Below are 1,665 nucleotides of genomic sequence, written 5' to 3' on the forward strand. Positions count from 1 at the left end.
TAGCCGCTCCGCGCTGACGTTCCATGATCCTGCACAGTTGAGGAAGGCTGAGAGGGTCCGGACCCAGGTCGGCCTGGTGTTTGCCGTCTCCGGTCGGCGTGGTCATGACGGTCAGGTCCCTTCGGCGTGGGAAGTCGTGGCGGACTGCTGCTGTTGGCGTCGGCGGCGTTCGGCAACGCGCTGCCCTGGTTGTGGTCGGGTGGGTGCAGTACAGGTGCGGTCGGCCTGGCCGTGGCGGCCCCGAACTCCTACAGCTACGACGAGCCGCAAGGTAGCGGTGAGACCGTCGCTTAGCTGGGCGTTTCCTGTCCGTGGATGATGCGGTGGATGGTGGAGCGGCCGACGCTGTACTCGGTGGCGAGGTCGGCGAGGGAGACCTCGCCTTCGGCGTAGCGGCGGCGGATGGACCGGCGTGCGGGCGCGGGGAGCTTGGGCTGCTTGCCCTTGAGCTTCCCGTTCCTCTTCGCCAGGACCATGCCCTCGCGGCTGCGCACGATCGACGGCCAGCACCGTGTCCTCGGTGTCTCCATCGAGAAGCAGCGCATCACCGACGCCATCTCCAACATCGATCGCGAGACCGCTCGCAAGCTCAGCGCCGACAAGACCGCCAAGCTCCAGGCCGACCGCGAGAAGCTCATCGAGGAGATGAACCGGCTGCGGATCGAATACGTCGGCCTCGACATCTACGTCGAACTCGACCCGATCAAGTCCCAGCAGATGTTCGTTGACGTGGCCGACAACGCCAAGGGGATCAGCAGCGCTGTCCGTGCCCGCTTCGACAGCTACAAGGTCGCCAACCGCACCCTCTCCGACGTCATCGACCACCCCCTGCTCAAGGGCAGGGTCGACGCCGAACAGGACCGCATGACCCAGAAGAATTCCAATCTCATGGGCGCCAAGCACGTCGCCGACATCACCCGCGCCGTCATCGCCGGCCCCGGCGGCCGCATCAGCAAGAGGGCCGAACAGACCCTCACCGACGGCGAGGTGATCGAGCAGGTCAAGGACTTCCTCGACGCCCTCTCCACCGCCTTCACCGATCTGGCCGCCATCACCGAGGACGACCCCGACACCCGCCACGCCGACGAGCTCACCCTCGCCCAGCAGCTGCGCCGCAACTCCCTGCTCGGCTCCGTCGGGATGCTCCGCGTCCTCGGCGGTGTCTTCCACCAGCTCCGCAGCGGCGACAACCCCGCCGACCTCGGCGACATCACCGACTTCTTCAAGCGCCTGGACCCCCACATGGCCGCCCCGATCGCCGACAACAGCATCTGGCAGACCACCGACGCCAAGGCCGACTTCGAGCCCAACGCCAGCGCCCCGATCATGCGGACCCAGAACATCGTCCACCTCGTCAACGTGATCAGCGGCTGGTACAAGAAGGCCCCCACCACCCTGTAGGCCCCAACAACACACGCGCAGGGCGCCACTCCGTATGGAGTGGCGCCCTGCGCGTTTAATTTCCGCACCCAGCCTCAAAGGCCGTGATCACGCGGCCGGGAGGGAGCCGAGATCTAGGCGGCTGTTCAAGTCGAGGGTGAACCGGCCGTAGGGGTTGACGTGGGCCCAGAACAGCGGGGACAGGGCACGGCGGTCTTCGTCGGTGAGCTTGGCCGCCCAGGTGGGATCGCGCAGGACCGCCTGGAGGAGCTGGGTGTTGATGAA

4 protein-coding genes are annotated in these 1,665 nt (G+C 66.7%); 2 read left to right on the forward strand and 2 right to left on the reverse strand.

Annotated features, from left to right (window positions below):
- Positions 1-126: 126 nt before the first annotated feature.
- On the forward strand, positions 127-294 hold the full coding sequence (locus tag AW272_RS41585) for a hypothetical protein (protein WP_157518046.1): 168 nt from the start codon (positions 127-129) through the stop codon (positions 292-294).
- Here the strand turns inward: AW272_RS41585 and AW272_RS00020 are convergent.
- On the reverse strand, positions 291-476 hold the full coding sequence (locus AW272_RS00020) for a helix-turn-helix domain-containing protein (protein WP_218010742.1): 186 nt from the start codon (positions 474-476) through the stop codon (positions 291-293). The two genes, AW272_RS41585 and AW272_RS00020, sit on opposite strands and share 4 nt — an antisense overlap.
- Here AW272_RS00020 and AW272_RS00025 point away from each other — a divergent pair.
- A complete protein-coding gene (locus tag AW272_RS00025) occupies positions 475-1,401 on the forward strand; it encodes a DNA sulfur modification protein DndB (RefSeq protein ID WP_083957758.1) in 927 nt (308 codons plus the stop codon). The two genes, AW272_RS00020 and AW272_RS00025, sit on opposite strands and share 2 nt — an antisense overlap.
- A gap of 87 nt (positions 1,402-1,488) precedes the next feature.
- Here the strand turns inward: AW272_RS00025 and AW272_RS41590 are convergent, their stop codons facing one another.
- Positions 1,489-1,662: a Tn3 family transposase gene (locus AW272_RS41590; RefSeq protein WP_275527273.1), complete on the reverse strand. Its 174-nt coding sequence runs from the start codon at positions 1,660-1,662 to the stop codon at positions 1,489-1,491.
- Positions 1,663-1,665: the final 3 nt, after the last annotated feature.

It is taken from the genome of Herbidospora mongoliensis, assembly GCF_001570545.1.
Taxonomy (GTDB): Bacteria; Actinomycetota; Actinomycetes; order Streptosporangiales; family Streptosporangiaceae; genus Herbidospora; species Herbidospora mongoliensis.

Coding starts and splice junctions, on each gene's coding strand:
- AW272_RS00025 (WP_083957758.1), top strand. CDS start 475: ATGCCCTCGCGGCTGCGCACGATCGACGGCCAGCACCGTGTCCTCGGT.
- AW272_RS00020 (WP_218010742.1), bottom strand. CDS start 476: ATGGTCCTGGCGAAGAGGAACGGGAAGCTCAAGGGCAAGCAGCCCAAG.